Origin of the sequence: Streptomyces sp. NBC_00425, assembly GCF_036030735.1 — a bacterium.
GTDB lineage: Bacteria > Actinomycetota > Actinomycetes > Streptomycetales > Streptomycetaceae > Streptomyces.
The window spans coordinates 6,237,181-6,261,311 of sequence record NZ_CP107928.1; the positions used below are offsets into that span (position 1 = coordinate 6,237,181).

The 24,131-nt window shown below is 72.9% G+C and carries 18 protein-coding genes; 9 read left to right on the forward strand and 9 right to left on the reverse strand.

Annotation, left to right across the window (positions count from 1 at the left end; all coding sequences use genetic code 11):
• Positions 1-41 precede the first annotated feature (41 nt).
• The 4 genes from OHS82_RS27280 to OHS82_RS27295 all read left to right on the forward strand — a co-directional run bounded on the left by OHS82_RS27280 (position 42) and on the right by OHS82_RS27295 (position 6,595).
• Positions 42-1,649, forward strand: a complete 1,608-nt coding sequence (locus OHS82_RS27280; protein WP_057574608.1) for a dynamin family protein — start codon at positions 42-44, stop codon at positions 1,647-1,649.
• Positions 1,650-1,652: 3 nt separating this feature from the next.
• Complete coding sequence (locus OHS82_RS27285; RefSeq protein ID WP_328434715.1) at positions 1,653-3,881, forward strand: YfjP family GTPase; 2,229 nt, start codon at positions 1,653-1,655, stop codon at positions 3,879-3,881.
• A gap of 527 nt (positions 3,882-4,408) precedes the next feature.
• Positions 4,409-4,891 carry a single-stranded DNA-binding protein gene (locus OHS82_RS27290; protein ID WP_057574610.1) on the forward strand — a complete coding sequence of 161 codons (483 nt, stop codon included), beginning with the start codon at positions 4,409-4,411 and terminating at the stop codon, positions 4,889-4,891.
• 285 nt (positions 4,892-5,176) lie between these two features.
• Entirely contained in the window at positions 5,177-6,595 is a 1,419-nt protein-coding gene (locus tag OHS82_RS27295) for a TQXA domain-containing protein (protein ID WP_328434716.1), read from the forward strand.
• Here the strand turns inward: OHS82_RS27295 and OHS82_RS27300 are convergent.
• The gene (locus OHS82_RS27300) at positions 6,584-7,054 is read right to left on the reverse strand and encodes a hypothetical protein (protein ID WP_328434717.1); all 471 of its coding nucleotides are present in this window, start codon (positions 7,052-7,054) and stop codon (positions 6,584-6,586) included. The genes OHS82_RS27295 and OHS82_RS27300 overlap by 12 nt on opposite strands.
• A gap of 282 nt (positions 7,055-7,336) precedes the next feature.
• Here OHS82_RS27300 and OHS82_RS27305 point away from each other — a divergent pair, with 282 nt between their 5' ends.
• The 4 genes from OHS82_RS27305 (at position 7,337) to OHS82_RS27320 (ending at position 10,558) form a co-directional block, all read left to right on the forward strand.
• Positions 7,337-7,558: a hypothetical protein gene (locus OHS82_RS27305; protein ID WP_057574844.1), complete on the forward strand. Its 222-nt coding sequence runs from the start codon at positions 7,337-7,339 to the stop codon at positions 7,556-7,558.
• A 238-nt stretch (positions 7,559-7,796) separates the two neighbouring features.
• Positions 7,797-9,461 (forward strand): energy-dependent translational throttle protein EttA, encoded by a 1,665-nt coding sequence (gene ettA / locus OHS82_RS27310; protein WP_057574613.1) that lies wholly within the window; start codon positions 7,797-7,799, stop codon positions 9,459-9,461.
• A 6-nt stretch (positions 9,462-9,467) separates the two neighbouring features.
• Positions 9,468-9,881 carry an acyl-CoA thioesterase gene (locus OHS82_RS27315; protein ID WP_057574614.1) on the forward strand — a complete coding sequence of 138 codons (414 nt, stop codon included), beginning with the start codon at positions 9,468-9,470 and terminating at the stop codon, positions 9,879-9,881.
• Positions 9,878-10,558, forward strand: coding sequence for a hypothetical protein (locus OHS82_RS27320; RefSeq protein ID WP_328434718.1), 681 nt, complete (start codon positions 9,878-9,880; stop codon positions 10,556-10,558). Before OHS82_RS27315 ends, OHS82_RS27320 begins: the two co-directional genes overlap by 4 nt.
• Before the next feature lie 199 nt (positions 10,559-10,757).
• On the opposite strand, the gene OHS82_RS27325 is transcribed toward OHS82_RS27320, so the two are convergent.
• Positions 10,758-11,171, reverse strand: a complete 414-nt coding sequence (locus OHS82_RS27325) for a globin (protein ID WP_057574616.1) — start codon at positions 11,169-11,171, stop codon at positions 10,758-10,760.
• 88 nt (positions 11,172-11,259) lie between these two features.
• On the opposite strand from OHS82_RS27325, the gene OHS82_RS27330 reads away from it, so the two are divergent.
• On the forward strand, positions 11,260-12,246 hold the full coding sequence (locus tag OHS82_RS27330) for a methyltransferase domain-containing protein (RefSeq protein ID WP_328434719.1): 987 nt from the start codon (positions 11,260-11,262) through the stop codon (positions 12,244-12,246).
• A 276-nt stretch (positions 12,247-12,522) separates the two neighbouring features.
• Here the strand turns inward: OHS82_RS27330 and OHS82_RS27335 are convergent, their stop codons facing one another.
• The 7 genes from OHS82_RS27335 to OHS82_RS27365 all read right to left on the reverse strand — a co-directional run bounded on the left by OHS82_RS27335 (position 12,523) and on the right by OHS82_RS27365 (position 23,920).
• Positions 12,523-14,328, reverse strand: a complete 1,806-nt coding sequence (locus OHS82_RS27335; protein WP_057574617.1) for an FHA domain-containing protein — start codon at positions 14,326-14,328, stop codon at positions 12,523-12,525.
• A 67-nt stretch (positions 14,329-14,395) separates the two neighbouring features.
• Complete coding sequence (locus OHS82_RS27340; protein ID WP_057574618.1) at positions 14,396-15,742, reverse strand: vWA domain-containing protein; 1,347 nt, start codon at positions 15,740-15,742, stop codon at positions 14,396-14,398.
• 171 nt (positions 15,743-15,913) lie between these two features.
• A complete protein-coding gene (locus OHS82_RS27345; protein ID WP_328434720.1) occupies positions 15,914-17,302 on the reverse strand; it encodes a PP2C family serine/threonine-protein phosphatase in 1,389 nt (462 codons plus the stop codon).
• 3 nt (positions 17,303-17,305) lie between these two features.
• The gene (locus OHS82_RS27350; RefSeq protein ID WP_079040899.1) at positions 17,306-20,005 is read right to left on the reverse strand and encodes a serine/threonine-protein kinase; all 2,700 of its coding nucleotides are present in this window, start codon (positions 20,003-20,005) and stop codon (positions 17,306-17,308) included.
• Between the two features lie 2 nt (positions 20,006-20,007).
• Positions 20,008-21,345: a hypothetical protein gene (locus tag OHS82_RS27355; protein ID WP_057574620.1), complete on the reverse strand. Its 1,338-nt coding sequence runs from the start codon at positions 21,343-21,345 to the stop codon at positions 20,008-20,010.
• A 131-nt stretch (positions 21,346-21,476) separates the two neighbouring features.
• Entirely contained in the window at positions 21,477-22,511 is a 1,035-nt protein-coding gene (locus OHS82_RS27360; RefSeq protein ID WP_328434721.1) for a glutamate ABC transporter substrate-binding protein, read from the reverse strand.
• A gap of 14 nt (positions 22,512-22,525) precedes the next feature.
• On the reverse strand, positions 22,526-23,920 hold the full coding sequence (locus tag OHS82_RS27365) for a hypothetical protein (RefSeq protein WP_328434722.1): 1,395 nt from the start codon (positions 23,918-23,920) through the stop codon (positions 22,526-22,528).
• Positions 23,921-24,131 lie beyond the last annotated feature (211 nt).

Sequence of the window (24,131 nt, forward strand, 5' to 3'; positions counted from 1 at the left end):
ATATGCTTCATAAATCCCCTAAAATTGGGCATTCTTCGCGTGTGGTGACCTTGGACGTAAGGCCTCAGCTGCTCGACGCACTCTCCGCCCTGCGCGACCGTGTCGCCGCCGCACGCTTCCCGCTGCCCCTGACAGGGGCCCCGCGCGCGCGTGCCAACCGCGACGAACTGCTAGCCCAGCTCGACGACTACCTGGTGCCGCGGCTCCGGCAACCCGACGCGCCGTTGCTGGCGGTGGTGGGCGGTTCCACCGGCGCCGGCAAGTCGACGCTCGTCAACTCCCTGGTGGGGCGACGCGTCAGCGAGGCGGGCGTGTTGCGGCCGACGACACGGACCCCGGTGCTCGTATGCCACCCGGAGGACCATCACTGGTTCAGCGGCATGCGGGTGCTGCCCGGCCTCGCCCGCGCGTGGGCCCCTCATCACGAGTCGGCGGACGATCTGCTGCTCACCGGCGAGGACGGCAGACCCGTGCTGCGGATCGAGACCGCCGACACGCTCCCGCCCGGTCTCGCCCTTCTCGACGCGCCCGACATCGACTCACTCGTCGCCGACAACCGGGTACTCGCCGCCGAACTGATCTGCGCCGCCGACATCTGGGTGATGGTCACGACGGCATCCCGCTACGCCGACGCCGTGCCCTGGCACCTGCTGCGCACCGCCAAGGAGTACGACGTCACGCTCGTGTCCGTCCTCGACCGGGTGCCCCACCAGGTCGTCTCCGAGGTGTCCAGGCAGTACGGCGCCCTGCTCACCAAGGCCGGGCTGGGCGATGTGCCGCGCTTCACGGTCCCCGAACTGCCCGAGTCGGCCTGGGGCGGTGGGCTGCTTCCGGCCACCGCGGTGGCGCAGCTGCGCTCCTGGCTCGTCCACCACGCCCAGGACCCGGCCGCCCGCAACCACGCCCTCGCCCGCACGGCCCACGGCGTCCTCGAGTCCCTCAAGGCACGGATGCCCGAACTGGCCGGCGCCGCCGCCGCGCAGTACGCGGCCGCGCTGCGGCTCACCTCGGCCGTCGAAGGCGCGTACGACAGCGAGTACACGCGCGTGCGGGGTCGTCTGCAGAGCGGCGCGGTCGTCGCCGGCGACGCGCTCAAACGCTGGCGGGCCTTCCCGCTGGACTGCACCGCCGGTGAACTCCTCGACGCCCTGGTGGAGAGCCTCGCCGCACTGCTGCTGTGCGCGGTCACCGCCGCCGACGAACGCGTCGACGAGGCCTGGCGGCGCGAACCGGCCTCGCAAGCCGCGGCGCTGACGAACCATGACGCCTCCGCGGAGAGCGCCGAGCACCGCATCGGCCTCGCCGTCCGACGGTGGCGGCGCGAGCTGGAGGAGTACGCCGAGGACGAGGTGCGCGGCCTGGAGCGGGGTGCCACGCCCGATCCGGAGTCGGTCGCCGCTCTCGTCGCCACGGCGCTGCTGGGCGGCCGCAGGGCGCGTTCCGCCGGCGAAGGGCTCGCCGAGCGGCTCGGCGCGCACGGGGCGCTGCGGCTGCGCGACCGGGGCGGGCGGCTGCTCGCCGAACACCTCGACCGGGTCATGCACGCCGAACGCGAACGCCGACTCGCTCCCCTCGACGGACTAGAAGTCCACCCCGAACCCCAGGCCGAACTCATCGCCGCGCTGTCCGTACTGCAGAAGGAGAGGTGACCGGTGACCGCCGTCACTGACCAGGATCACACGGACCAGACAGGCCATAGGGACCAGACAGGCCATAGGGACCAGACAGGCCATAGGGACCAGACAGGCCACACGGACCAGACAGGCCACACGGACCAGGAGAAGCACGAGAACACGTCCCACGGAGGCCGACGAGACCCGGAAAGACATCAGGAGCACCGGGAGCACCGGGAGCACCGGGAGCACCAGGAGCACCAGGAGTGCGAGGACCGGCTGCGTCACCAGGATGATCGCGAAGTCCAGGAGCGCGCCGAGAGCGAGCTGCCGGAGGGGAGGAAGCCGGAGAACGGGGGCGACCTGCCCGAAGAGGCGGACGCCTCGGCGAAGGAGCCGACCGGGCACGCGCGCGTGGCCGACCGCACCGAGGACGCCCTGCCTCGTCCGAGCGCCGGCCCCGCCCCCGCCCCCGCCCCCGCCCCGGCCCCTGACCCGTCCAGGCCCTCGTCCGCGGGCACGTCCCACGCGGACGCCGACGAGGACTCGGCCGACGCCTGGGACGACGGTCTCATCGCCCGCCGCGTGAACGAGGCCGCCGCCGCCGAGCAGGCGGCAGCGGCCGACAGGGCGGCCCGGTCCGGCGGAGGCGGAGGCGCCCTGCCTTCGACCCCGCTCGTCTACGACGGACCGCTGCGCTCACGGCTGGAGGCGCTGCGCGAACTCGTGGGGCTCTCCCGCACGCGCCTCGACAGCAGGACACTCGCCCAGGCCGGCCGGGTCCTGGACGAGGCGGCCGCCCGGCGCCGGCACTCCGGGCAACACACCGTGGTCGCCCTCGCGGGCGCCACCGGCAGCGGCAAGTCACAGCTGTTCAACGCCCTCGCCGGCGTCACGATCTCGGAGACGGGCGTCCGCCGGCCGACCACGTCGTCGCCCATCGTGTGCACCTGGAGCGACGGCGCGTCGTCCCTCATCGACCGGCTCGGCATCCCGGGCCGGCTGCGCAGACGGCCGGTGCAGACCGCCGAGGCGGAGGCGCAGTTGCGCGGGCTCGTCCTGATCGACCTGCCTGACCACGACTCGGCGGCCGTGCAGCACCGCGAGCAGGTCGACCGGGTGCTGGCGCTCGTGGACGCCGTCATCTGGGTCGTCGACCCGGAGAAGTACGCCGACGCCGTCCTGCACGAACGGTATCTGCGGCCCATGGCCGGACACGCGGAGGTCATGTTCGTCGTCCTCAACCAGGTCGACCGGCTGCCCGGCGAGGCCGCCGAGCTGGTCCTCGACGACCTGCGGCGGCTGCTCGACGAGGACGGCGTCGCCCTCGGCGAGTACGGCGAACCGGGCGCCACGGTGCTCGCGCTGTCCGCGCTGACCGGTGACGGAGTCGGTGAACTGCGGGAGGCGCTGGGCCAGTTCGTCGCGGAGCGCGGCGCCGCCGCCCGGCGTATCTCGGCCGACGTGGACGCCGCGGCCTGGCGACTGCGGTCCGTCTACGCCACCGGACGCCGCATCGGGTTGAGCGAGCAGGCGCGGGACGAGTTCGCCGACCTGCTGGCGGACGCGGTGGGCGCCACCGCGGCGGGCGAGGCCGCCGAGCGCGCCTGGCTGCGCAACGCCAACCGCGCGTGCGGGACGCCCTGGCTGCGGCTGTGGCGTTGGCAGCAGGACCGGCGCGACCCTCCCACCGGGCGGCTGCCGCTCCGCGCCCAGGCCGACGAGGAGGCCACGGCACGGCAGCGCGTCGAGCAGGCGGTGCGCACCGTGTCCGAACGGGCCTCGGCGGGGCTGCCGACGCCCTGGGCGCAGGCCGTCCGGGAGGCGGCGGTACGCGGCGCGCAGGGGCTGCCCGAGGCGCTGGACGACCTGACGGCGCGGGCCGGTCTGCCGCCGGGACGACCGCCCCGGCCGGGCTGGTGGCCGGTCGCCGTCCTGGCGCAGGCGTGCATGACGCTCCTGCAGGTCGTCGGCGGACTGTGGCTGGTCGGCCAGATCGTCGGAGTCATGGCCCCGAACCTCGGCGTTCCGGTGCTGCTGATGGTGTCCGGCATCATCGGCGGCCCGCTGGTCGAGTGGAGCTGCCGCATGGCGGCCCGGGGACCGGCCCGGCGGTACGGGCACGACGCGGAACGCCGGCTGCGGGAGGCTGCGGCCGGTTGTGGACGGGCCCGGGTGCTGGACCCGGTGGCCGCGGAGCTGCTGCGCTACCGGGAGGTGCGGGAGCAGTACGCCAGGGTCACGGGGGCGGTGGCCGGAGCGCGGTGAGGGACGCTCGATGCACGGGCCCGTCTCGATGCACGGGCCCGTGATGATCGGTCCCGCGGTGAAGGGGGCCGCGGCGACCCGGCCCGCGGCGATCGGTCGCGCGGTGACCGGGCCCGCGGCGAAGGGAGCCCGCGGCGAAGGGGAGACGGCGCACGGGCGCGGCGCGCCCAGCGAACCGGCTCACGGTGAAACGGCGGTGGTCCACAAGGGGGGTGGAGCCCCTGGGACCGGACGTCGGACGACGGCGTAGCAGTTCCGCCGGGGTGATCACCGGGAGCACGGGCGCTGATCACTCGTCCGGGTGGCGGAGTTTTCCACAGGCGGGCGGTGGTCCACAGGGCTCGGCGGGGTCCGGCCCGACGGAGGCAGTCTGGCTTCGCGGCGGTCGCGACGGACGCGGTCGCCGCGAACGGCGCTGACGGCACGCGGTGAAGGCCACCGCGGCCGTCGCGGCGGACGCAGCCGTACGGGAGGGGCCCGTGCGGGTGACCGGGCGGCGCGACCGTCCGCGTGAGGGAGGGGTTCGCATGAACGAGACGTTGGTCTGCGCGGTGGGCAACGTGGCGACGCAGCCGGTCTACCGGGACCTGGCGGCGGGCGCGTCGGCGAGGTTCCGGCTGGCGGTGACCTCGCGCTACTGGGACCGGGAGAAGAGCGCCTGGACCGACGGCCACACCAACTTCTTCACGGTCTGGGCCAACCGGCAACTGGCCCAGAACGCGATGGCCTCGCTGAACGTCGGGGATCCGGTGATCGTCCAGGGCAGGCTGAAGGTGCGCACGGAGTCGCGCGAGGGGCAGCAGAGCTGGACCTCGGCGGACATCGACGCCGTGGCGATCGGTCACGACATCGCACGGGGGACGTCGGCCTTCCGGCGGCAGGGCCGTGCCGAGCCCGCGGGGGCGGGACCGCCGGCACAGCCCGAGCCGGACTGGGAGACTCCGGTCGCCGATGCGGCGGAGGCGAAGTCCGACGACGCACGGCGTCGCGAGCCCGCGGCGGTGACCTGAGCGGCCTCACGATCCGCAGCGGAGTGCGATGGTGACGGTCAGTCAACAGTGGGCTGCGGCATTTCGGCGTATCTGCGTGGAGCCGCCAAGTGGACAAGTCGACATGCCTCACCAGTGGTCGATCTTGGGGATAACGATTCCGAGTCGGATCGGTGATCCGACGAGATGACCGGCAGGCGTGGTGCGCGGCGTCTCTAGGATGCCGGACGTAGCTCACTGGGGCTTCTGATTCTGCTGGTGGGACCGTACCCCCACATCAACCGGTCCTGCTCGAAGGGGAATTGTGTGATTTCTTCGATCTCCGCGTTGTTCGCTCGCGGGCGGGGCCCGGTCCGTCTCGCGGCGGCGGCCGTGGCGTCCGGCCTCGTCGCCGTCGGCGTGCTGGCCACTGCGGGCACGGCCGCCGCGGCAGAGGTGACGCAGAGTCAGGGCGGGGCCACCGCGACGATCGGCGGTCTCAAGACCTACGGCGCCGCCCTGGTCCACGCCGAGGGCGGGGACCAGGAGGTGTCGGCCGGCCTGTTCGAGATGTCCGTCGACGGCGGCGGCACCCTGCAGACGTACTGCGTCGACCTCTACAACCCCACGCAGAGAGACGCCAAGTACCACGAGACGCCCTGGAGCGGCACGCTGCTGGCCGCCAACCGGAACGCGGGCCGCATCCGTTGGATCCTGCAGAACTCCTACCCCCAGGTGAACGATCTCGCCTCGCTCGCCGACAAGGCCGGCATCGGTGCCGGCCTCACCGAGCAGGACGCGGCCGCCGGCACCCAGGTGGCCATCTGGCGCTACTCGGACGGCGCGGCGGTCGACGCTGTCGACCCGCAGGCCGAGCGGCTCGCGGACTACCTGCAGAAGGCCGCCCGGGTGGTCCCTGAGCCCACGGCGTCCCTCACCCTCGACGCGCCCGCCGTGTCCGGCCGCCCGGGCGGGCTGCTCGGCCCGGTGACGGTCCACACCAACGCGACGAGCGCCACGGTGACGCCGCCGGTGGACGCCGCCACCAGCGGGGTGCGCATCGTCGGCGAGGACGGCAAGCCGCTCACGGCGGTGTCGGACGGCAGCCAGCTGTTCTTCGACGTGCCCGCCGACACGGCCGCCGGCTCGGCCGAGCTGACCGTGCAGGCCTCCACCACCGTCCCGGTCGGCCGCGCCTTCACCTCAGACAGCCGCAGCCAGACGCAGATCCTGGCCGGCTCCAGCGAGTCCACGGTGTCGGCGACGGCGAGCGCGACCTGGGCCCAGAAGGGCGCCATACCGGCACTGTCCGCCGCGAAGAACTGCACGAAGACCGGCGTCGACATCGCCGCCGCCAACCGCGGTGACGAGGCCTTCACGTTCGAGCTGATGGGTCTGCAGCACACCATCCCCGCCGGCGGGTCCCTGACGGTGACGATCCCGCTGCAGGAGGACCAGGCGTACGACTTCTCGATCGTCGGCCCCCAGGGGGACCAGAACAGGTTCACCGGTGTCCTGGACTGCCGGACCCAGACCGACGAGATCGCAGGCCTGACCACCCAGACCCTGAGCGAACCGAGCCCGGCCACGGTGGGCGGCGTCTCGACCGTGGACGACACCGACCTCGCCGCGACGGGCGGCAGCAGTGCCACCCCGCTCATCGCGGGCACGGCCATCGGCCTGGTGGTCATCGGCGGAGCCGCGCTCGTGCTCGTCGGCCGGAAGGAGAACGGCTCACAGAGCTGACGGCACGGACAGCGCCGGCCAAGGAGCAGCCGGCCAAGGAGCGCCGGCCAGGGAAAGTGAAGGCGTGCTCGCCCGGCCGAGGGGGCCGGGACCGCCCGCGGAGGCGGTGCACGCCCACGGACGGGGACTGCTCCTCGCCGGTGAGCCACTCGCGCCCGAAGCCGCGCGCCCCGAACTCCCGCAGATCAGCGGCATCCGGTCCGGAGCCTTGCGCTTCCCGGTCCGGATCACCCGGCCTCCGGTCGCGCACAGCCGGGTGCACGCGTCGCCGGTCCGTTCGATGTCCGAATCCGTGATGTTTCCGAACACTCCGCAGAGCAGCACGATGTCGGCGGGCGTGATCCCGGCACGGTGATCGAGGAGCGGGGCGTCGGCGGCGAGGGCCTCGATCCGCGTGAGGCCGACCGGCCGGACGGCATCGAGGGCCGCGTCGACGGTGCGCCGGTCAAGCTCCACCACCCGCGCCCGCCCGTCCTCGCGGCGTGGATGACCAGGCAGAACACCCAGCGGATCGTGTCCCTGCCCCGCACGGAGGCTCGGCACCCGGAGCGGGCCGGGCGGAGGATCGTCCAGCGCCGGCCGTACTCGGTTCCGCAGCGTCGACGGCCGTCGGGCAGGCGGCGAATCCGGGGCGTCGTACCGGTCGTGCAACCTGTTCCGGTCCACCCGCGAGACCCCGGAAGAGCCCCGACCGCGGACTCCAGCCGATTTCCACCCCGATCCAGGCGCATACTGAAGGCAATGACAAAACCTTCTGCACCGAAGCGTCACTTGCCCACCAGCCCCTTCAAGGCGCCGGCAACACTCGTGCCCAAGCACTTTGCCGTGGGCGACCAGGTGACACACGACATGTACGGCCTCGGCCGAGTGATCGGCATCGAGGACGGAATCGCCGCGCTCGTGGATTTCGGCTCGGCACAAGAGCGGATCCTGAGCCCCTACGCCAAGATGACCAAGCTCTAGCACCGCACCACACGGCACCACGGGCGGCGTGCCGCGACAGAACACTGCCGCGGCCGCCCGCCGACCACTGGCACCGCTTGCCGGTCGACGGCACCGCCGGCGCCCCGCCCCGGGACCTCCCGGCGAAAACCCCAGATCAAAGCCCCCTGCCCGGACGGGTTTCCCCCGAGGGGTAGCCGTCCGGCAAGATGGGGTGTATCTGCCCACTGCCAGATTTCAAGCTGCCGGACGGTTTCTCTTGGCTGAGTACATCTACACCATGCGCAAGACGCGCAAGGCACACGGCGACAAGGTCATCCTTGACGACGTAACGCTGAGCTTCCTGCCCGGCGCGAAGATCGGTGTGGTCGGGCCGAACGGCGCCGGTAAGTCCACCGTTCTGAAGATCATGGCGGGACTGGAGCAGCCCTCCAACGGTGACGCGTTCCTGTCGCCCGGCTACAGCGTCGGGATGCTGCTGCAGGAGCCGCCGCTCGACGAGTCCAAGACCGTTCTGGAGAACGTGCAGGACGGCGCGGCTGAGATCATGGGCAAGCTCAAGCGCTTCAACGAGGTCGCCGAGCTGATGGCGACGGACTACTCCGACGCGCTGCTGGACGAGATGGGCAAGCTGCAGGAGGACCTCGACCACGCCAACGCGTGGGACCTGGACACCCAGCTCGAGCAGGCCATGGACGCCCTGGGCTGCCCGCCCGGCGACTGGCCCGTCACCAACCTCTCCGGTGGTGAGCGTCGCCGCGTCGCGCTGTGCAAGCTGCTGCTCGAGGCCCCCGACCTGCTGCTTCTCGACGAGCCCACCAACCACCTGGACGCCGAGTCCGTGCAGTGGCTGGAGCAGCACCTCGCCAAGTACCCCGGCACCGTCGTCGCCGTCACCCACGACCGGTACTTCCTCGACAACGTCGCCGAGTGGATCCTCGAGCTCGACCGCGGTCGCGCGCACCCCTACGAGGGCAACTACTCCACCTACCTCGACACCAAGGCCAGCCGTCTCAAGGTCGAGGGGCAGAAGGACGCCAAGCGTGCCAAGCGTCTGAAGGAAGAGCTCGAGTGGGTGCGGTCCAACGCCAAGGGGCGTCAGGCCAAGTCCAAGGCGCGTCTCGCCCGCTACGAGGAGATGGCAGCCGAGGCCGACAAGATGCGGAAGCTGGACTTCGAGGAGATCCAGATCCCGCCGGGCCCGCGCCTGGGCTCCATCGTCGTCGAGGTCAACAACCTCACCAAGGCCTTCGGGGACAAGGTCCTCATCGACGACCTGAGCTTCACGCTGCCGCGCAACGGCATCGTCGGCGTCATCGGCCCGAACGGCGCCGGCAAGACGACCCTCTTCAAGATGATCCAGGGGTTCGAAGAGCCCGACTCCGGGTCCATCAAGGTCGGCGAGACCGTCAAGATCTCGTACGTCGACCAGAGCCGCGCGAACATCGACCCGAAGAAGTCGCTGTGGGCCGTGGTCTCCGACGAGCTCGACTACATCAACGTCGGGCAGGTGGAGATGCCGTCCCGCGCGTACGTCTCCGCGTTCGGCTTCAAGGGCCCCGACCAGCAGAAGCCGGCCGGTGTGCTCTCCGGCGGCGAGCGCAACCGCCTGAACCTCGCGCTCACCCTCAAGCAGGGCGGCAACCTGCTCCTCCTCGACGAGCCGACCAACGACCTCGACGTGGAGACGCTGTCCTCCCTCGAGAACGCGCTGCTGGAGTTCCCGGGTGCGGCCGTGGTCGTCTCCCACGACCGCTGGTTCCTGGACCGGGTCGCCACCCACATCCTCGCCTACGAGGGTGACTCCAAGTGGTTCTGGTTCGAGGGCAACTTCGAGTCGTACGAGAAGAACAAGATCGAGCGGCTGGGTGCGGACGCCGCACGTCCGCACCGTGCCACCTACAAGAAGCTGACCCGGGGCTGATCGATCTTGCGGCACCTCTACCGCTGCCCGCTGCGCTGGGCGGACATGGACGCGTACGGCCACGTCAACAACGTGGTCTTCCTCCGCTACCTGGAGGAAGCCCGTATCGACTTCCTGTTCCGTCCGGAGAAGGACTTCCAGCAGGGGTCCGTGGTGGCGCGCCACGAGATCGACTACAAGCGGCAGCTCGTCCACCGGCACACGCCCGTGGACATCGAGCTGTGGGTCACGAACATAAGGGCGGCGTCCTTCACCATCTCCTACGAGGTGAAGGACGACGACGTGGTCTACGTGCGGGCCTCCACCGTCATCGTGCCGTTCGACTTCGCGACGCAACGGCCGCGCCGGATCACCGCCGAGGAGCGCCTCTTCCTCGAGGAGTACCAGGACGACGACGCCGAGAAGGCCGTCGCAGCATGACGGTGCTCCACCTCGCCGACGAGGGGGAGGCCGCGGACCTCGCGGCCTTCCTCTCCCGGCTGCTCCACTACGACCGCGCAGCCGCGGTGCGGCTGCAGGCGGCCCGCACCGCGCTCGCCGTCTTCGGACGGCCACCGTCCTTCGAGGTCCTCGCGATCCGCGCGGTCCGGCTCGCCAAGCCGTACGAGGACGGCCTGGACGTCACGCTGGACGTGACGGTGTCGGCGGGCGAGCTGCTGGAGTCCGTGGCCGAGAGCGCCGCCACGGCCGGCGTCCCCACCGCGGTCACCGGCCCTCCGTGGGCCGGCGTGCTGCCGCCGCGCGGCGGGTGGCGGCCCGAGACGGGCCTGCCCGCGCCGGACGCGCTGCGTGCGGCGGTCGGCGCGGCCGTCGCCGAGTTCCGGTCCCGCACCGAGGGGCTGGCGGCCGAACTGCGCACCCGGGCGGAAGTCGACCGGATCGGACGGGAGATCTGGTCCCGGACGATCGGGGACACCGGGCTTCCCGTGCGGGCCGTGCACGCGGCCCAGTCGCTCGGCTTCCTCCGGCCCACGGCCGGCCCGGGGGACCTGGCGCTGCTCTCGCTCGGCGCATGGCTGCGGCTGCGCACCCCGTACGGGTCGGTCGCCGTACGGCGCGCGGGACAGCTGGGAATGCTGGACGTCACCGTGCGCTGACCCCGTCCGAGGCCGCGGGTTCTGCTGCCGCCTTCTTCCGACGCCGCCTTCTTCCGACGCCGCCCTCCGACGTGGCTGTGCGCTGACGGCGTCGTGTTCTGACGTCGTCGTCTTCAGCCGCCGTCGTGCGCTGCCTGCGGCATGGGTTCTCACGCCGTCGTGCGCGGTGCCGCAGTCGTGCCGTGCGGAACGCCGACGTCTACTCCGCGGTGTTCACCATCGACGCCGCCGCGTACGTCAGGTACTTCCACAGCGTGTACTCGTGCTCCTCCGACAGGCCGAGCTCGTCCACCGCGTCCCGCATGTGCTTCAGCCAGGCGTCGTGCGCCGCCCGGTCCACGGCGAAGGGGGCGTGCCGCATGCGCAGCCGCGGGTGACCCCGCTGCTCGCTGTACGTCGTCGGGCCGCCCCAGTACTGCATGAGGAACAGCGCGAAGCGCTCCTCGGCCGGACCCAGGTCCTCCTCCGGGTACATGGGGCGCAGCAGTGGGTCCTCGGCGACCCCCTGGTAGAAACGGTGGACCAGCCGACGGAAGGTCTCCTCCCCGCCGACCTGCTCGTAGAAGGTCTGCTCCTGAAGCGTGCCGCGCCGAATCTCTGTCACGCCTCCCATGGTCTCAGACGGCGCGACGGAGGACTCGAGGCTTAGGACCACCCCCCCGATGCTCGCTTCCCGGGGCCGCGCACCGCACAGTGGACTCATGGGCGCCCACGATCCCGAACCCGCCGATGCGGCCGGCCTCGCCGCCTCCGCCCGGGCCCTGCTGGTGCGGGAGATCGAGGCGAGCGGAGCGTTCGCGGCCGACCCTCGATGGCGGGAGGCCTTCGCGACGGTGCCGCGCCATCTCTTCGTGCCGTACTACTACGTCGCCGGCGCCGGAGGCTACGAGCGGCGCTGGGGCGAGAGTCCCGACCGGCGTGCCAGGGAGCGCTGGATGCGGGGCGTCTACGAGGACACCCCGCTGGCCACCCGGCTGCGCGACGGCGTGCTGCTCACGTCCAGCAGCCAGCCCTCGCTGATGGCGCTGATGCTGGCCGAGCTGCGGGTCGAGGACGGCGACCGGGTCCTGGAGATCGGCGCGGGCACGGGGTACAACGCGGCGCTGCTGTCGTACCGGCTCGGCGAGGAGAACGTCACCACCGTCGACCTGGATCCGGAGATCACCGAGTCCGCCCGCCGGCATCTCTCGGACGCCGGATACCGGCCCGCCGTCGTCACCGGGGACGGGGCGCGAGGGGTCCCCGAACGCGCCCCTTTCGACCGGATCATCGCGACCTGCACGCTGGCGTCCGTCCCGCGAGCCTGGCTCGCCCAGTGCGCCCCCGGGGCCCTGATCCTCGCGCCGCTCGCCACCGGGCTGATCGCGCTGACGGTCCGGGACGCCGGACACGCGGAGGGACGGTTCCTGCACACCCCGGCGTACTTCGTGCCGCTGCGCGGGTCGGACCGGCCCGACCCGGAGCCGGTGACCCTCTCGGGGGTGCCCGGCCGGGCCAGGGAGAGCGACCGGTTCCGCTTCCTGCTGACCCTCACCCGGGATGCCCTCGACCCGCAGGAGGCGTGCTCCCTGTGGGAGCGCGAGGGCATGCCGGGACGGGAGCGCTACGGCGTCACGGTCGGCGGCGGACACGCGTGGGCGTGGCTCGACGATCCGGAGGGCCCGTACGCATGGCCCCTGCCGGGTTAGCCGGGCCCGACCCGGTGGCGCGCCGGCCCGACCCGGTGGAGCGCCAGTCCGACCGGGTCGGGGGCCCGGCCTCAGGAACGGCGGAACGGTCGGACGACGGACCCGCCTGGACGCCGATGACCGCCAAGGACGTCCGGGACCTTCCACGCGCCCGAGACGGCCGTGACGGCGAGGGCGTCGTGGACGTCGTGGACGTCGTGGGTGTCCAGGAATTCCAGGACGGCCGAGCCGACCGGGGGCGGGCGGTCTGTGCTCGCCCGGCCCGGTCGGCGACTGTCAGCCGCGACGGACGGTGATCGTCGTCCAGGCGCCGACGTGGACTTGGTCGCCGTCCTGCAGCGGCACCGGGACGAACGGCTGGATCGGCTCCTCCGAGCCGTTGACCGTCGTGCCGTTCGTCGAGTTCTGGTCGACGACGGCCCAGCTGCCGTCGGGCTGCTGGACCAGCACCGCGTGCTGGTGCGAGACGCCCGGGTCCTCCGGCGGCACCGACAGGTCTATGTCGGGGGTCTCGCCGGTGGAGTGGCGGCGGCGGCCGATGGTGATCTGGTTGCCGGTGAGCGTGCGCTGCTGCTCGGGCGAGTACGCGGGCAGGTTCAGGCCCGCGGCCTCCGGACCGGAGCGGTGCATCATCGCCATGAAGTACGAGCGGTCCGGGCCGATGGTCGCGGTCCAGGTCGCCGGCTGCTGCGAGTACGCGGGGTTGGGCGGGGGCGGGGCCTGGGTGGCGCCCGTCTGCGGGTAGCCGTAGCCACCGCCGCCCTGGGGCGCTCCCTGGCTCCGGGGGTCTGCCTGGCCGGGGCCCGTGTGCGACGGCGGGGAGATCACCCAGTCGTCGTCACCGCCGCCGAAGGGCCGGCCGCCGGGCTGCTGCCGGCCGGTCTCCTGCGGGTAGCCGGGCGGGGACGGCGGGCCGGACGGCTGATAGGCCTGCGGAACTCCGGGGCCTCCGGGACCGCCCTGGCCGCCGTGACCTCCGGGGCCGCCCTGGCCCGGGAAGCCGGGACCTGCCGTGGGCGCGGGCCCGGGAGAGCCGGGCCGCGGGGGCTCGCCGCCGAAGCCCGAGGGGCCGCCGTCACCGGGGCGGGCCGGGCCGGGCGGACGGCCGCCGGGTCCGGACGGCTCGCGACCGAACGGGTCGCCGGACGGGCCGGACGGCTCGCGTCCGAAAGGATCGGCGGACTGCCCGCCCTGCTCACGCCGGTAGGGGTCCGAGGGCGGACCCGAAGGCTGCCCGAAGGGATCGCCGGCCGGGCCGGGCGGACGGCCGCCGGGTCCGGACGGCTCACGGCCGAAGGGGTCGCCGCCCGGAGCGGTCGGGGGGCCTCCGAAGGCGCCCGCCGGGGGACCGCCGAGCGGACCGGAGGCGCCACCGGGTCTGCCCGGAGCACCGGGGCCGCCGGGGCCGCCGGAAGCACCCGGCTCGCGGCCGAAGGGTCCGCCGGCCTGCCCCGCGGGGCCGCCCACGCCGCCGGGACCGCCCTGGCGCCCCGACGGTTCGCCGCCGAACGGCGGGCCCGACGGAATCGGTTCCGCGGGACGGTTCACCTGCGACGGACGGGAACCCTGGTACTCGAAGGAATCACCGCCCCCGTAGGACGGCGGCGGTGGCTGGAAGCGCCCGCCGGGACCCGGACCGCCCTGACCCGGACCACCCGGACCACCCGGACCACCCGGACCACCCGGACCACCCGGTCCGCCGGGACCCATGTGGCCGGGGCCGCCGGGGCCACCGGGTCCGCCCGGGCCGGGGGACGGTGTGCGCGGGGCGGCCGGGGTGTACGAGGTCGCCGTGTTGGTGAGGAAGTTCCACCGGCACTCCTCGCAGAAGGGCGCGCCGCCCTCTCGGGGTGTGCGGCACTGCGGGCAGAGCTCGGGTTCGTGGCCGGGCACCGAGGACATGGGGCGTCCGCCGGGCCGGCCGCCGCCCTGGCCGGGCGGGGGCGGCGGGAAGCCGTAGCCGCCGCCGGCGGTGGGGGGCGGCGGGGGCGGGGGCGGAGGTACGGCACCGGCCATGCGGTGACCGCAGACCTCGCACCAGTCGTCGGAACCCGACTGGTGTCCGTTCGGGCAGGTCGGCATGTCGGCGCGTCCCCCTCTCTTCTTCGGTGTCCCGGGAAGCCTTCGGCGGCCCGGGAGCTGGTTCAGGTCACTTCTTTACACGAACAGTCTTTGTGGACCGGGTCTCGAGCGTCATCTCGTCGGCGTCCGCGACCTTGGCCTTCAGTCGCACAGTACCTGTCGTGGCATCGACCACGTCCACCACCTTCGCAAGCAGTTTCGCAGTATCCGCGTTCCCCGAGACGCTCGCGAGCTGGACCGCGCGGCCCAGTTTGGCCGTCGCTCCATCCATATCTCCCACTTTGCGGAGATCGAGCCCCTGTTGGATGACCTGTGCCAGTTCGGCCTGGCCGGTGTAGTGGGCGACCTGAGGGTTGATCGACGTGGAGGCGGCCATGTCATCGGTCCAGACGGCCCTCACGAGCCCCTGTGCGCCCAGGTTCCGGACGCTGCCCCCGGCCTCCGGGACCACCAGCGAGACCCGTGCGGCGAGCATCTCCTGGCCGACGTTCGCCGCCGGGACCTCGACGCACACGTGGTAGTCACGGGACTCGTCGCCCCAGGAACCGGTGGGGTAGTCGCCCGCCCGCGGGCCTGCCTCCGTACGGCGTCCGGTCAGCTCCTCGACCGTCGGGGCGACCTGCTTGACGAACTTGATGGCGGTGCCGACCGGGGTCCACAGCCGCAGCGCGACGTCCGCGACCTCCTTGCCCATCGCCGTCTCCATCATCTGCGTGAAGTCGGCGGCGAGGCCGGCCGGGTCGGCGACGATGTCGGCGGTGCCGAGCAGGGCGGACGCGATCCCTGTGACTTCTTTCACTTCCCAGTCGGTGCCCACGCCGCGTGCGTCACAGGTGAATCGGCCGGCGCAGTCGTCGAGGGCCGCCTTGAGGTCCTGCGGCGACTCGTGCTCGTTGCGGCCGTCGGTCAGCAGGATGCCGTGCCGGATGGCGACGTCCGCCGTGGACAGCAGCCGGTCGGCCAGCCGCAGCCAGGTGCCGATCGCGGTGCCGCCGCCCGCGCTCAGCCGGCGCAGCGCCTGCTTGGCCTGTTCGCGGGTGGTCGCGTCGGCGACCGCGAGCCGGCCCCCGCCGGGGTAGACCTCCTTGGCGACGTGCGTGCCGCCGATCACCGAGAAGTGCACCCCGTCGCGCAGGGTGTCGACGGCGGCGGCGGTGGCGTCGCGGGCGTTGCGCATCTTGGTCGGCGGGTAGTCCATCGAGCCGGAGCAGTCCACCATGATCGCCACGGCGGCGGACGGGCCCTGGCTCGGCGAGTAGAGGTGCGGCGCGGCTGCCGCGCTGCCCACCGTGCCGCCGCCGGTGGCGGTGACCGTGACGATGGCGCTGACCTCGCGGCCGCCTTCCGGCAGGTACTCGTTCTGATAGACGTCCACCGAGAACTGCGGCACGTTCGACTTCGAGAAATTGGCCATGCCTACTCAAATCCCCCTCGGAAACCCCACGTCGGTGAGGCGATGTCTGGGCACGGACCGGTCCCCTCCGGTCCGCACGCGTGCTTCCCCGTGATTGCCGTGATCGCCGTGAATCCCGGGGTTCGTGTGCTGCCCGTGATTCCCGGGTTTCCCGTAGTTCGTTCTGCGGCCTCAGGCCGATCCTGCCCCCTGCGCGGGGGCGGGGAACGGCACGACGGCCACTGTTACGTTGTCGTGGCCCCCGCCGTCGAGGGCGTGGCCGACCAGTACGCGTGCGCTGTGCAGGGGCCGGGCCGAGGCGTCCGGCGGGACGACGCCCGCCATCTCCTCCGCGGCCTCCGCGTAGTTCCACAGGCCGTCCGTGCACACCACCACCACACCAGGGCGGTCCGGCTTGAAGGAAGCGGTGTGCGGCTCGAGTTCGTAGGCGTCGGCGCCGAGCCAGCCGGTGATCGCGTGGGCGCGCTCGTCGGCGTAGGCCTCCGCCTCGTTCATCAGGCCCGCGGCGACCATCTGCGCGGCCCACGAGTCGTCCTCGGTGAGGCGGGCCGGGGGTGAGCTGCGGTCCGCCGGGACCCAGTAGGCCCGGCTGTCGCCGACCCACCCGACGACCAGCAGCCCGGCGGTGACCACCGAGCCCACCAGGGTGCAGGCGGGGGCGTTCTGGTGCGGCGCGTGCTCACGGGCCGTGGCGGGTTCCCCGGCCAGCGCGTTGACCGCGTGCGAGGCGGCGACGATCGCCTCGTGCATGGCCTGTTGGGGGTGCGTGCCCTGTGGCAGAGCGGCCAGCAGCGTCTCGCTCGCCGCCTTCGACGCGGCGAGGGAGGCGTCGTCCGGGCGGGTCGCGGAGGACACGCCGTCGCAGACGATCGCCACGAGCGCCGGCGTGCCGTCGGGCAGGGCGGTGCAGCCGAGGCCGAAGGCGTCCTCGTTGCGGTGGTGGCGCAGACCGCGGTCGCTGACGGCGGCGATCGGGCCCGACTCCAGTTCCATGTGGTCGCGTTCGCGCGGCTGGGCGTGGCCGCAGTTCTCGCAGTACCCGTCGTCGTCGACCCGGCCCGCACGGCAGGCCACGCACACCTTCGCGCTCTCCGCCACGACGGCGGCCTCGGCGGCGACCCGCGGGTCCGGCGCCTGCAGGGCGTACTCGTCCGGCTCCGCGGGCCGGTCGAACCGGACGCCGGAGACGTCGGACACCCCGGATCCGGCAGCAACACCGGAAACACCGGAAACACCGGAAACGTCAGCCGTACCCGGGCTGCCGGAAACGCCGGCCGCACCCGGGCCGCCGGAAACACCGGAAACGCCGGGGGCCGTGGGCGCCCCGGGAGGCGCCTCCTGGGCTCGCCGGTCGTCCCGGACCTCGCGGACGGCGCCGCCGGCCTCGGCAGGAGCCGGCAGGGCCGAGCCGTTCATCGTCAGGGTCGGGTGGTCGTCCGGGCTCGGCGGTACGACGGACAGGTCGTACCCGCACGCACCGCAGAAACGGTCACCCGCGTCGAGCGGCTCCGCGCAGCTCGGACACGTCGGCAGGGCGGCCTGCCGGGGCATCTGCGACATCAACTACACCCACGTCCGGGGGCGGTAACGATTGGCACGTTCCACCAGGTCGACTCTCTCCTCACCGCCGGTCGCCAGCCGGGCCAGCGTGCGGTACGAGCGCTCCAGCCCGAAGCGCAGCCCCCGTTCGTCCAGTTGGCTGCCGAGCAGCACCCGGGCGGCCGGTCCCGCGCCCTGGCCACCGGAGAGTATCCAGTCCAGGGCGCAGCCGAGGACTTCGGCGGACAGTTGCTCGCGCCGCTTCGGGTCCAGACCGTACGCGTCCAGCGCCTCGACCTGGGCCGCGGCGGCGGTGAGATCCTCCAGGAAGGGTACGTCGGAGGCGGCGGCGGTCCGCTGCCGGAGCCTCGCGCGCACGGCCGCCACCCGGGCCGCGGTGTAGTGGATGGAGGACTCGGGCACCGACTCCAGCGTCCGTACGGCGCCGCCGCGGTCACCGGCCGCGAGCTGGACGCGGGCGAGACCGAACGCGGAGCTCACATAGCTCGGGTCGGTCGACCACACCAGCCGGTAGTACTCGGCGGCGTTGTCCAGCTGCCCCAGCACCTCGGCGCACAGGCCGAGCGCCAGCTTCGGCGTGGTCTCGCCGGGGAAGGCGTCGTAGATCGCGTCGAAGGCCAGCGCGGCGCCCTCGTGGTCGCCGGTGACCAGCGAGGCCACGCCCCGGTACCAGACCACCCGCCAGTCGTCCGGCCGTTCGCCCTCCAGTTTCGCCAGCGACATGAGGGCCGCCTGGTGGTCGCCGTTCTCCAGCCAGGCGCGGATCTGCCGCAGCCGGGTCTCGACCGACGGCGCCGGCGCGGCCGCGAGGGCCGTGATCAGCTCGGCCGGCGCGGACGCCAGCAGGCCCGCGAGGAAGCCCGCGTTGGGGTCGGTGGGGTCGACATGGGGGGCGGGCAGCGCGAGGGCCGCGGTGGGCGCGGGAACGGCCCTGACGAGACCGGGGGCGACCGGCGCGGCGGGAACGCCGGGCGCGGTAGCACCGCCGGCGCCCGGCAGTGCGGCGCCGGCCGCGACGGGGGACGCCGGGCCCGCGAGAGCGAGAGCGGGAGCGGCGCCCCCCGGCAGCGCGGACGGCGAACCTGCCGTCGTGGCGGGAGCGGCGGCGAGGGCGGGAGCGTGACCGGCGACGCCGGCCGGCTGCGTCGTGGACCGCGCGCCCCCGAACAGCCCACGGGACGTGACGGCGACGCGCGTGCCCAGCCGCGACACCTCCCCGTCCAGTTTCGGGAACAGCTCGGTGTCCGTGACCTTGACCTCCGGGCCGAACAGCGTCGACAGCGCGGGCCGCGCCCGACCGCTCTGCAGCGAGACGACCTCGCGCAGCACGCCGGTCAGCTGCTCCGCCATCTCCTGGGCGGAGGCGAACCTGCGGTCCGGGTCCGGGTCGGTGGCGCGGACCAGGAACCGGTAGAAGGACTCGTACTGCCGGAAGACCTCGATGTTGTCGGGGTCGGGCAGCGAGTCCACGAAGACGGTCGTGTAGCCCTGGAAGTCGAAGGTCAGGACGGCGAGCGTGCGGCCCACCGTGTACAGGTCGGAGGCGACGGACGGGCCCACCTCGGCGACCTCAGGCGCCTGGTAGCCGATGGTGCCGTAGATGGCCGACTCGTCGTCGTCCATGCGTCTGACCGCGCCCATGTCGATCAGCTTGAGCTCGTCCTGGCTCTGGATCGCGTTGTCGACCTTGAAGTCGCAGTACAGCAGGTTGCGGCTGTGCAGATGGCCGAGCGCTTCGAGCGCCTCGATGCCGTACGCGCAGGCCTGCTCGACGGGGAGCGGATCCCGCTTGCCCTGCGCCGTGCGGCGGTCGTTGGCGATCTCCTTGAGGGACTTGCCGCCGATGTATTCCATGACGATGTAGCCGTCGAGGGAGCCGGTGCGCTGGTCGAGGTGTTCGACGAAGCTGTAGATCCGCACGATGCTGGCGTGCTCGATCTCGGCGAGGAAGCGCCGCTCGGAGATGGCCGCGGCCATCGCGTCCTGGTCGCCGGTGTCCAGAAGGCCCTTCAGGACGACCCAACGGTCGCCCACCGGGCGGTCGATGGCCAGGTAGATCCAGCCGAGCCCGCCGTGTGCGAGGCAGCCCACGACCTCGTACTGGCCGTGCACGACGTCGCCGGCCTTCAGCTTCGGTGCGAAGGAGTACGGGTGGCCGCACTTGGTGCAGAAGCCCTCCGTGCGCCCCTCCCGCTCGCCGCGGGAACGGCCCACCGGGGCCCCGCAGTCGGAGCGCGAGCAGAACCGCTTGCGCTCGGGCACCTCGGGGTTGTCCAGCACCATCGAGCGCGGGTCCGGCTTCGGCACCTGCGGCACCATGACCAGTCCCGCGCCCAGCCGGGCCCGCCCGGAGGAGCTCGACGTCGAGCCGGAGCTGCGCACCGACACCGACCGCCCCGTCGACGTGCCCGAGAGCGAACGCGACAGCCGCCCGGACACCGAGCGGCGGGACTTCGCCGACTGCGACGTCGTACGGGCGCTGCGCGCGCTGGAACGTGAACTACTGGTGCTGCCCGACGAGCCCTTGCCGCCGCCGGTCACCCCGGTCGGCGGCGAGCCCACCAGGCCGCCCCCGGAGGCGGGAGCCTCCGACGACACGACGGGGGCCAGACCGCAGGTGTCGCAGTACAGCTCGCCGCCGCCCACGTCCTCGTACGACCCCTCGCAGCCCGGCCGCTGACACGCCTGCCCTGCCTGACTCATGGCTACTGCTCCCCCCTGTGGTCCTGAGGTCCGCCCTGCTCCGCCACGCGTGGCGCGCCGAGCAGTTCGGCGGCCGCCTGCTGGAAGCGCAGGACGGCCTGTTCGGCGACGCGCAGATCGCAGGGTGCGCTCCACAGCATGCGGCGCGCCGCGTCGTAGCGCTCGATGAGGAACGGGTCCTCGGCGAGCCCGTGACGGGCGACCTTCGCCTTGTACGCGTCGAGGCGGCCGCGCAGCTCCGCGCGGACCGCCAGCGGCTGGGTGACCGCGCCCAACGACTCGCGGGCGCGCAGCAGTTCGTCCTCCGCCTTCTGCTCCAGTGACTCCAGGAGCGGGGACAGGCGGTGCCACTGGGCGTGGCGGCGGTACTCGGCGGCCGTCGCGAGCTGCTCCTGCAGCACGGTCGGCGGGCCGCTGACCACCGGCACCTCGGTGGCGGCGATCTTCGCCAGCACCTCGCCGCGTGCGGCGCGCGCCTCGGCGAGGGTGCGGTCGGCGCGGCTGAGGACGTCCCGCAGCCGCACCAGTCGCTGCTCGGCGTCCTGCCGGACGGTCAGGACGGCGTCGATCTCCCGGCGCACGTCGTCCAGGGCGCGGGCCTCGCGGTCGTACACCGTGGTGTCGGGACGGCCGCCGCCCGGCGCCGAACTGCCCTGCGCCGGCGTCCAGTGGGCGAGCGGGTCCGAGATCACCTGCTCGCGCAGGGCGGTCAGGGTGTGGGTGATCCGCTCCAGGTCGTCGCCCGCCGGGTGTTCGCCCGGGCGGACGCCGACGGAGTGCGCCAGCCGGCGGGTGCGCTGGAGCTCAGCGGCCAGTAGATCTATCCGGGCGGGAAGCGCCGACCACACCGCGTCGGCGGCCACGACCATGTCCAGCGACGACGCGTACAGCTCGTTCATCCGGTCGACGAGCGTCGTCAGGGAGAAGCTCTGGCTGAGCTTGCCCGTGCCGTGCAGCGTCGGGGCGTTGGCCGTCGCGGCCGTCGGACCCGCGAGCGAACCGGCGACGGTGACGGACTCGCCGCGCAGCAGTTCCGTCAGCTCCGCGAGGTCCTCGCGGCTGGACCAGCGGCGGCGCGAGCGGATCTCGCGGGCCCCGCGCAGGGCGGCCGTGTACGCGTCGAAGTACGCCCACAGCAGGGTGATCGACGTCTCCGCGGACGCCCAGCGCTCCTTGGTGACGCCGGTGAGCTGGGCGCCTTCGAGGAGCCTGCGGCCCGCGTGGTCCTGCAGGGCGAGGAGCGAGGTCTCGATCGCCTCGTGTTCCGCGCCGAGCCGCGCCAGCGCACGGTCGACCTCGTCCCGGTCCATGACCGGCCCGGGGGGTCCCGTGACGCCCATCGATCACCTCTCGCTGCTGTGTCGGTTCGCTGCTCTGTCCGCTGCCTGCTCTGCCCTGCCCCGCCCGGACTGCCCGTTCTGCCCGGCCCGTCCGCCGGCCCTCGCTCCGGTGTGCCGCCCGACGGCGTCCGTCAGCCCGTGCGCAGGTACTGCGGCGGTGTGGGCGGCCTCGACGTGGCCGCGTCACCGCCCAGTGTGGCCGACAGCCACCTGTCGTACGACGCCTGCCAGCCGTTCGCGCTGTACGCCACCAGGATCTGGTTGACCCGGCGAACCAGATCGCTCGCGCTGCTCTTCATCGCCACCCCGTAGTACTCGGTCGTGAACGGGGCGCCCTTGAGCTCCACCGTCGGGTCCTGCGCGGCCTGACTGGCCGCGAGCGCACCGTCGGTGACGACCGCGTCGACCTCGCCGAGCTGCAACCGCACCAGACAGTCGAGCTGGTTGGGGACGGTGGTGATCGTGGCGCCGGCGGCGAGCTTGCCGGCCTTCCGGTCGTCCGCCAGCTTGGTGTAAGCCGTCGAGCCGGCCGCCGCGCAGATCTTCTTCTTCGCCAGCGTGGCGTCGTAGCCGTCCACGGACGAGGACTTGGGGGCGAGGACCTGCTGACCGGTCTTGAAGTACGGCGCGGAGAACGCGACGTCGCCGAGCCGGCTGCAGGAGATCGTCATCGTGCGGACCACCATGTCGACCCGGCCCTCCTGGATGGCCGGGATGCGCTGGTTGGTCGGGATGGCCTTGAACTGGACCGCTTTCGGGTCGCCGAGGATGTCCTGCGCGATCCGGTGGACCAGGTCGATGTCGAAGCCCTCGAGCTCCGCGACGGAGTTGTTCGGATCGCGGTAGCCCCAGCGGTAGCTGTTCTGGTCGACGCCGACGATCAGCTTGCGCTTCTCACCCTGCCGGGCCTTGATCGCGGCGATCGTCTCACCGTCCGCGCTCGACGGAGCCAGCGTCTGCTTCTCCGGGTCCTTGCAGGCGGCGTCGGCCGCCGGGGTGCCCGAGGCGACGCCCCGGCCGCCCCGGCCGGCTCCCGCGCCGGCGGCCGGTCCCGAGCCGGTCCACGGCAGCAGCAGCACGAAGGCCAGCGCGAGGGCGCACAGGCCTGCCATCGCGCCGACTCCGCCCCAGCCCCGCAGGCCCGCCCGCACACGTCGCACACGCATCGTCACGCCCCCCATCACCGGTACTCCGACAGCCTGCGGCCGATGCCGAGGACCGCGCCCGCCGCGCCCAGCACGGCGAGTACGGCGGCGCCGATCGGCAGCCCCGTCATCGCGTTCAGACCGCCGCTCGCCGCCTTCCGGAACTCGTTCCGCTCGTGCCCCAGCGCCGTGGCGAGATTGTCGTCGACGCTGTCGAAGCAGGCGCCGGTCGCGTTCTTCCCGCCGATCACGAGGGCCAGTGCCTGCTCGTAGTTGCCGTTGTCGTCCTGCGCGCGGGCCGCGAGGTGGCGCTCCTTCCACTCCGCCATGTTGCTCTCGGCCGACGTGACCGGCTTCTCGCCGGACTCGTCGTCGGCGAGCTTCGCCGCCTGGGCGAGACCCTTGCCGAGGTCGTTCATGTCGGTGTTGAAGTCGTGGTCGTACTTGTCGAGCGTCACCTCCTTGCCGTCGGCCGTCACCTTCACCGTCTCGGCGCCGCGCGCCACCAGGGTCAGGTTCTCGTTGCCGCGGGCCTTGAGGGAGGCGATCCGCGCGTCGTGCAGCACGTTCAGCGAGCGGACGCCGTGTTCGTAGGAGTCGTCGAGCCCGGCGCGGGCCACGCTGTGACCGACCACCAGCCAGAGCAGCACGACCGTCGTCGTGGCCGTCGCGGCGACCAGTCCGTGGTTGAGCACCCGGTTCGTACGGCGGTAGTTGCGGTGCTGCGCCCAGGCCAGACCGGCCAGCGCGACCACGCCGAGTGCGATCGCCGCCCACGGGTAGGGGGTGGCGTCGCCGTAGTCGTCCTGCAGTCGCCGGTTCTCGCTGTCGTAGAGCTCCTGGGCCGCCGGGAGCATCTCGTCCTGCATCTTCTGGTTGGCGTAGCGCAGATAGGCGCCGCCCACCGGGAAGCCCTGACGGTTGTACGTCCGCGCCCGCTCCACCAGGCCCTTGTACTCGGGCAGCATCGTGTTCAGCTTCACGATGTACTCGGTGGAGGCGGAGTCGGCGTCGGCGCTGTTGGCGGCGTGGACGAGCTTTTCGGCCGCGTTGTCGATGTTCTTCTCGTAGTCGTTCCGGGACGTCGCCGTCTCCTGGCCGCCCGCCAGGAAGCCGTCGGAGGCTGCCGTGTTGGCGCCGGCCAGCGAACGGTAGATGTCGGCCGCGTCCGAGCTCAGCGGCTGGCTCTTGTTCAGTACGTCGTCGGCGGCGGTGGCGCGGTCGGTGGTCTGCCACGCCGTCACCGCGCCGAAGGCGAGGACGAGCAGGGCGAGGACGGCGCCGATGACACGCAGCCGCCCCGGTTCGGTGGTCGCCGCGGCACGGGCCCTGTCGACGCCCTCGGCGAACGCCGTCCGGCGCGGGCCGGACGGCGCCGGCGCCGGCGCCTTGACCGGCGGTGGTGCCGTGCTGGTTGCCGGATCTGCCACTGTTCGACCTCCCCCATGGTCATCTCCCGCCGGTCAGTATCCCTGGCGGGAGCGGTACTGCGCACCGGCCTTCGCTGGATCTTGATCAGATCGCAGCCACCCCTGTCCATGAATACGCCTGGGGCGGGTGTTCGGTTCCTTCATGGGGGTGTACGCCGGTTTCGGTGCGCGGGGGCGCGCGCGGGCGGCTCGGTCCGTCGAGGACGGGGAG